The organism is Andreprevotia chitinilytica DSM 18519 (assembly GCF_000711875.1).
GTDB classification, from domain to species: Bacteria; Pseudomonadota; Gammaproteobacteria; order Burkholderiales; family Chitinibacteraceae; genus Andreprevotia; species Andreprevotia chitinilytica.
In genome coordinates, this window is sequence record NZ_JONM01000012.1 from 118,030 (window position 1) to 125,395 (window position 7,366).

Sequence of the window (7,366 nt, forward strand, 5' to 3'; positions counted from 1 at the left end):
CGTTAAGCGTAACCCGCAAATTCAGTGCATGTGCTAATTGAGCACTGTTCTTTGCGAGTCAAACGAACCGTTCTATATGGCTAAAGACTGGCTTTCAAATAAGAGATATCCACATTTAGTTTGCCAGCTATAGCGCCCAGCACAGATATGACATCTGCGCTTAACACAACATCATTTTCGTCCAACTGGGTGCATAGCAATTCCAAACCGACCCCCCATTCTCTATGCTCGATTAAGTCGCGTGCATTCTCCAAATCTCTATCAGGCAAGCGCCCACTAAATTTTGGCAATAGCTCAATCAGGCACGATTCAACCTCATCATTTGACAGCATATAAGCTCCTTTATTTGGGAAAGGCAGTTCGCAGGGCGCAATCCCTGCAGGGCATTACGCCGCACCTCAGTCTCGTAATAATCCAATATTATTCTCATCAATCCACTCAGCCGGGAATATGTCTTACCCCAAAAAATGAGTAGAGGATGGAATTAATCAATTGAGGCCCAGCGCAGCAAGCCATAGCTCGGAAGCTGCGGCGCAATACCCTGCGAGGATTGCGCCCTACGGGCTGTTCAGGTGTCAATTCACCGGATACTGAAAGGCCGGAAACGACCAACAAAAACCCAGTGACCCCCCATTTTGTTAGCAGCTTCATTTGCATTTGGAGATATGCACGGAATCATGAGGTGATAATGCCAGCCCAAATACTGGAATGCGTACACCGTAGTGTGGGTTAGCCATTAGACATAGCCGCAAACTTCAATCTACCTGGCAATTGGAGCTCGCTTTTCGCGGGTCAAACGACTCGCACCACATGACTATTTTTTCATTCAAAAATTTGCAACGATGCCGTATCGTAAACCAGCTCTTTTCCCAACACCATCTGAAGTAAAAAATTAGCCAGTGATTGAAACACAGATGAATTTGAACTGGACACACCAAATGCACCAAAACAAAATGTCAGCTCGCCGGAAATGGCATCACCAAGCTTCAACGCAGCATCAACCCCGGACACAATAGCATCTAAAAACTCAACAGGGATACCTAGATGAATTGGCTCAACACCATTACACCGTGCGTCTGCATACGCCCTTAAATCAGAATCTCCCAAGGAAATCCAAACAGTCAATTGACCAGTCAAATTGGGTACAAATTGACAGCCAAGTAACCCATAAACAACTCTTGGCCCTTTTGGCATATACACCTCAGCCACAACCACCCTTCCACCCAAGATTGGCGCTGAATGACCACCAAATTCAAAGCTTTTATGAATCTGCTGGCTATAGACAAACTCAGGAATAGGAGAGCACCCATCCCACACCTTAAGCTCGCTGTAGTGACCAATTCGAAACAATGAAACCATCGTTACATTCCCCAGAATTTGTACCAGCCACTGGCAAATTCGCCAGGATTCGCAAGAATTACGTCCGGGTGATAAACACTAAATTTATCTACACCATACTTTTCCAAAGATGCAGCGTGAGCGGCTTCATATGACATACCTCGCCCCATCTTTGTAGCCTCGGCCAGTTCATGTGTATAAAACGACGCATCGGCCCCTGTAACAGACTCCCCTGCAGATAGTGCATTTCGCAAGCGGCTAACCATATCAGCATTCGGCTGATAGTCTCCGAATTGAGAAAGATGCTGCTCAACTTTTGCCACACCTTTTTCAGACACGTTAACAGTGCGGCCTGCCAACTTGCCCAAACCGGTACCACCTTCAGCTCCCTCCCAAAAGGCGCCGGTTCCTCTCGCAGCTGCAGATGCCTCGGCAAACTCTGTAGCAAAGCCCCCCACAGCCCCCATCGCCGCCGCGCCAGCAACTGACCACCAATCAACGCAACTAAAGCGCCCGCCGTTTTGCCAAAGTTGAAACGCAAGATCAATGCCCCCACCCAAAACAGCACCAACGCACCACGGGCAATTCCCACTCGGATCGCGATACATGGTTGGCTGGCCACCAACATATGCATGCAAATTCGCCCCACCCCCATAAACATCCATCGGGTCTTCGCTCAAGAAGCGCTTGAGCGTTGGCGAGTAGTAACGGGCACGGTAGAAATACAAGCCGTTGCCGTCATTTTCCCGGCCGGTGTACTGATATGGATTGGCGCTGCTATCGCCGCTGGTTTGGACTTCTCCGTACGCCTCGTAGGTGTAATTGGTGCGGATTGCGCCACCATCGTCGGCCAAGGCCAGGGTACTGCCTAACCCATCCGGCAACAGCCAGCGTCGGCCTTGGCTATCGGTACGGGTGAGCCAGTTGTCGATCCCGGCACCCGGCAGAACTTGTGCAGTGTTGCTGCCGGCTAATTCACTGACGGTATTGCTGCCGTCGTAGAGATAGCCGGTGGTGGCACCGCCAAGCGTCTTGCTGGTGCGGCGGCCGAACGGGTCGTAGTCATAACTGGCAACGACCACACTGCTGCTGTTCTGGACTTGGGTCAGCCGGTTGCGGCTATCCCACACATAGGTGTTGCCGTTGTAACTGGTGAGATGGCCAACGCCGTCGTAACCGACTGGCTGGCTGTTTACGCTCATCAACCGGTCAGCGGCATCGTATTGGGCGTTGGTGAACGCGGTGGGCATGAGCTGCCGCGCCCAGCTGCCTGCCACCGTGTTACGCCCGCCAACAGCATCGTAGCCATAGGCGAGATTGCCGAGTTGGCCGCCAGCGGCGTTGTTGTAACCGATGGAGGCCAGCGAACCGTTGTCGTTCCAGCCGTAGTTGATGACCAAGCCGTTGCCAAGCGTAACCGTCTGCAAACGGTTCGCGTTGTCATAGCCGTATTGCACCGTTGGCGAACCGGTTCCTTCGGTAATGCTCTGCAACCGACCAGTTGTGTCATAGCCGTAGCCGATATTACGGTCGGCCTGCCCTGCACTCTTAACCGCCAGGCTGGTGCGGCGGCCGAGATTGTCATAGCCATAGCTCACGCTGCCTTGCGAGGTTGTTTCCGATTGCAGCCGGTCAAGGGCATCCCAAGCGTAGCTATAAGTGCCATAGGTAGTGCCGTTACGCGTTTCGGTCAGCGTTTTCAGCAGGTTGGTTTGCGGCACATACACAAGGCCGAGCTGCGCATCCGGGTACTGCACCGTAGCGATGCGATCCAGCTCATCGTAGGTCGCCGTACTCGTCCGGTTGAGGCGATCCTTGAACAGGCGCACGTTGCCGTGCGTGTCGTAGCTGAAGGTGTCGGTGAAATTGAAACGGTCTGTCCGCGTTTGCAGGCGCTGGCGGCTGTCATAGGCCCATTGCAGCGTGTGCTGCTTGGGGTCGGTTACGCTGAGCAGGTCGCCCAGCGCGTCGTATTGCACTGAAGTGACGCGGTTATAGGCATCGGTAATCTGCGCCGGGTAATCGTTGTTGTCGTAGGCATAGCGCGTGGCGTTTCCCTGGCCATCCCGCATGCTGGCAACACGGCCGAGCAAGTCTGTCGCGATATTCACTGCAACGTTATTGGCATCGGTGATCGAGGCCAAATCCGTCGCGTCGTATTGGTATGTAGTGACCTTGTTGTTCGGATTGGTAACAGTCAGCAGCAACCCTTGGTCCGAATAGCCGAACGTGGTGGTCTTGCCCTGCGGGTCCTGGACACTTTGCAGCTGAGCGTTATCGTCATAGTTGAGCGTGACGGCCAGCTGTTGGAAAGGGAAAGTCCAGACCTTGGTCGGCAGGCCGGCAAAGATCAGGTTGCCACTGCCGCGTGAGTCATATTCGACGTTCGTGGTGACGGGCGAGCCGGAATTGGCATTCACCGTAATCTGCGTGACATTGCCCTGCATGTCGTACTGATAGACCGTCTTGCGCCCAAGCGCATCGACGATATCGTCCAGAAAACCGGTCGTTTGGTTGTAATCGTACTGAATCTTTTGCGGGCTGCTGCTGCCGTCGCCACGTGTATCCGTAACGGTTCGGCCCCAGGTATCAAACGTGAATACGCGGCGGAAACTACCGGCATCCGCAGTGCCGTTGAAAGCACGCGGGCTGGTGATATCCGTTTCCGTGATTTTCCCGGTGGTGCTGTCGGTTACGTAATTGAAATTGACCACCGCACCATCCGCCAGCGTTTGCTGGGTGACACGCAGATTGGTAGCCGTATCGTACTGGTTGACGACCATCGTATAACCACGGCGGTCGATGACCTTTTGAATACCACGGATCGCGGTATTGGCGTCGTAAACGTATTGCTCGGTCGTCGAATCCGGATAGGTAACCTTGGTCAGACGCACCAATTCGGGGTGGCCCGAGTAATTGCTATCCGGCTCGTAGTCGTAAGTAACGGTTCGATTCAGTTGATCCGTCGCCGATTTGATGCGCATGAAACTATCGGCTTTAAACGTAATCGTGCGGCCGGATGGGCTCTGAATCTGGCTTAATGCGCCGCCGGAGTAATTGAACTGGATGGTATTGCCGAATTTATCGCTGATGGAAGCCAAGCCGTCTTTCGGCACCCCATTGGCGCCGTGCGCCGAGAAAATCAGTTTCGAGCCACCACGTACGGAAAGAACCCAAATATCGTCGGGATACTTGTGCACAATGGTTGCGCCGTAAAGCGCCCCGCCAGTGGCCGTATGCACATAGGTAGACGACATCGTATCAGTGGTGCTGCTATTGAAGCTGTAAACAGAACCGTTCCCGGTTTCCAGATAGACAATTTTGGTTTGGTTGCTCGGAATATTGACACGCATGCCGTAGACAAAACTCATGCCCGCGCCAAATGGCAATACACGATCAATCTTCTGCGCTAATTGGCTGTTATATGCACGCGCCACCGTCAGCGGCATGACGTCTTTAACGGCCATATCCAGCCGCTGATGGGTGAACGCACCATCATTACACGTTACCGGATCACCGCCTTTTGCTGGGCAATTGGGCGGGTCTTTCGGGCCGGGCTGCGGCGGCCCCGATGAATAAAAACCATAACCCATCGTCTGATTCAGCACGACACCACTCGCCGGAACAATCTGCTTGGCATCTGGCGTAACCGAACCTTGGCCGTACACGTGCCAACCACCACGAGCGCTGCTGTAGTTCCAGAAATCGACTTTCTCACCCGGCTTCAGCGCGGTGTAGTTCGGGTAAATGACCGTCGCACCGGTCGCCCCGCCAGCGTTGACCGGCATGATCGTTGCGCCACCGGGCTGCAGCGTGAAATACACCGGGAAGTTGGCCGGGGTTTCAAACGGAGCAGTATCCAGCGCCATAGGCGTCAGACCAATGCGGGTCACGATCTTGCCTTGGCGATCCTTGATCACCATGCCCTTGGGGATATGAACTTCCAGGCCCGGCATGGCCGGATGCGTCAGCACGACTTCTTTTGTCGTCGGCGACGGGATATCAACCATCTGGCCTTGATCGACCTTGGGCATCCAGACCAGATGCTTCAGCTCGTTCTGGCGACCTGCCACAAGATTTTCGATCAGCACGAATTGGCCGTAACGGCCGGCTACCGGCCCCGCCTTAGTGCCATCGATCACGACTTCCTGAATGCCGGCCGGCACGCCGGACAGCACAAAACGTCCATCGGCATCCGTTTGGGTAGACACCGCTCCCAAACTCACGCTGGCACCGCTCAGCGGCATGCCGTTCAATTTAACCAGATGGCCGGAAATGCTGGTGCTGGCAAGCGTAGCCCCAGCCGATGACTGTTGGGCAGTCAGCTTGGCGCTGCCAAAACGGCCCTGCGCAAGCGCCGACAAAATAGCTAGGCGTTTGTGTTGAATATCGGCGCTAACAATTCGCCCGCTGCGCCAGGCACCATGCCAATTGCTTTGAGATGGCACCCAAATTTCATCATCGTCATCGAAGCCGACCGTTTTCGCGGCGGTGGATGACGTGACAGTGGCGGAATTGCTCGATGTTGCTGTGGGCGAAGTAGCACTATCCTGGCTGGATTGGGTAATGGAACCATTGAGCGCCGCGGTTGTAAACGGCAGGGTAAACAGATCCAGCGCTTCACCGTTTTTATCCGCGACACGGCTCAAGAACAGCGTATAGGTCTGCCCCGGCAACAGCTGCCGCTGCGGCGTAATGAATGCCAGCATCCCGCTTTCTACCGCATTCACCTCAAGCGGAATAACGCCGTCAACACCCCACAAAGTCACGGTCTTAAGATTGATCGTGGCGCTGTCGAACGGCCTGGAAAAGCGAAGTGCAATACGAGGCGTCGTCGTCACACCGGTAGCACTCTGCGCCGGATCAGAGAAGACGATGCCGCTCTTGGCTTGCTGCTGCGCCTGCAATACCGATTGCGGCTGAGCCACGCTGGCCAACTTCCCGGATGCCGGGTCAAACCGCTCTGCAACACTCGTCTGGCCAGCAGTCGTGCCACCAAACAACAACACACTGCCATCCGCAAGTAATTGCGCCGTACCACCGCGCCGTGGATTGGCGTCGGAAGCAACAACCGTTACCGCACCAGTGAGCGGATTCCACAACTCAATGGCTTTAAGCAACTGCCCTAGCGCATCCACGCCACCCGCGATGAGTACCTGTCCATTCGACAGCAAAGTCGCCGTATGGCCTTGTCTTGCCAGCAACGAATTGGGCGCCGAATTGGTGACGGCGCTCCTGACGATATCAATAACCAAGTCCTGGCGAATCAGCTTGCCTTCACTGCCAACACCGCCATGAATCCAGACTTTGCCGTCGGGTAGAACGGTTGCGGTATGCGCAAAGCGGGCAGCAGGCAATCGATATGCAAGCTGCTGACTTTGAGTTTGCCCGTAGAGTTGGAGCTGCAGCGTGGTTGATGCGGATGTATCACCGCCGCTGATCAGCACGTCACCATTGCCCAGCGTGGTGTGCTCGGTAGCCAGGACGGGCACGCTGGTGCACAGCAAAAGAATCGAGGCGAGAAGGTTTTTTTTGATATTGAACAGCGTGTTTTGCATCGTGCGAGCCAAGGTGATTTTTGTTTCGGTCATCGAAATTGAGGTGCTGAGCGGGGGACTTAGCTAAGTTTTCGTACGGAGTTGGAACGAAACCGCACCAGTACCACCTGTACTCGGCTGTTGCAGCAGCACCGTATAGGTGCCACTGGCCGGCAAGACCGGCAGGTTGACGTTGCCGGAGAGCGAGCAGTTCGTGTAAGTGCCGTATGTATTCGTCGTCGTTAAGCAACTTGCTGTTGCCGTCGTACTCACCAACACCGAACCGTCCGGGTTCTTGATCGTCAGCGGCAATGTCCCGTTCAAGTTGAACGAGCTGGGCGTCCCGGAACCCGAAACTGTGAGGTTGAGCTGCTGACCGGCTGTGCCGCTGAAGGCAAGCTGTGCCGCCTGGCCGTTACGGGCCATGTTGATCGACGTCGCGGCTCCATCCACTTGCGCTGTGCCTGCTGCGGGCGTGCTGAGTTGGAATG

Annotated in this window: 4 protein-coding genes; all 4 read right to left on the bottom strand. The window is 54.7% G+C overall.

Annotated features, from left to right (window positions below; genetic code table 11):
• Positions 1–80: 80 nt before the first annotated feature.
• Positions 81–332 carry a MafI family immunity protein gene (locus tag BR41_RS15705; RefSeq protein ID WP_035058712.1) on the bottom strand — a complete coding sequence of 84 codons (252 nt, stop codon included), beginning with the start codon at positions 330–332 and terminating at the stop codon, positions 81–83.
• Between the two features lie 490 nt (positions 333–822).
• Complete coding sequence (locus BR41_RS24245; protein ID WP_156970744.1) at positions 823–1,359, bottom strand: hypothetical protein; 537 nt, start codon at positions 1,357–1,359, stop codon at positions 823–825.
• Positions 1,360–1,361: 2 nt separating this feature from the next.
• Positions 1,362–6,929 carry an RHS repeat-associated core domain-containing protein gene (locus tag BR41_RS15710; RefSeq protein ID WP_035058713.1) on the bottom strand — a complete coding sequence of 1,856 codons (5,568 nt, stop codon included), beginning with the start codon at positions 6,927–6,929 and terminating at the stop codon, positions 1,362–1,364.
• A 30-nt stretch (positions 6,930–6,959) separates the two neighbouring features.
• A partial coding sequence (locus tag BR41_RS24705) for a hypothetical protein (RefSeq protein WP_211251775.1) occupies positions 6,960–7,366 on the bottom strand: 407 nt, incomplete at its 5' end.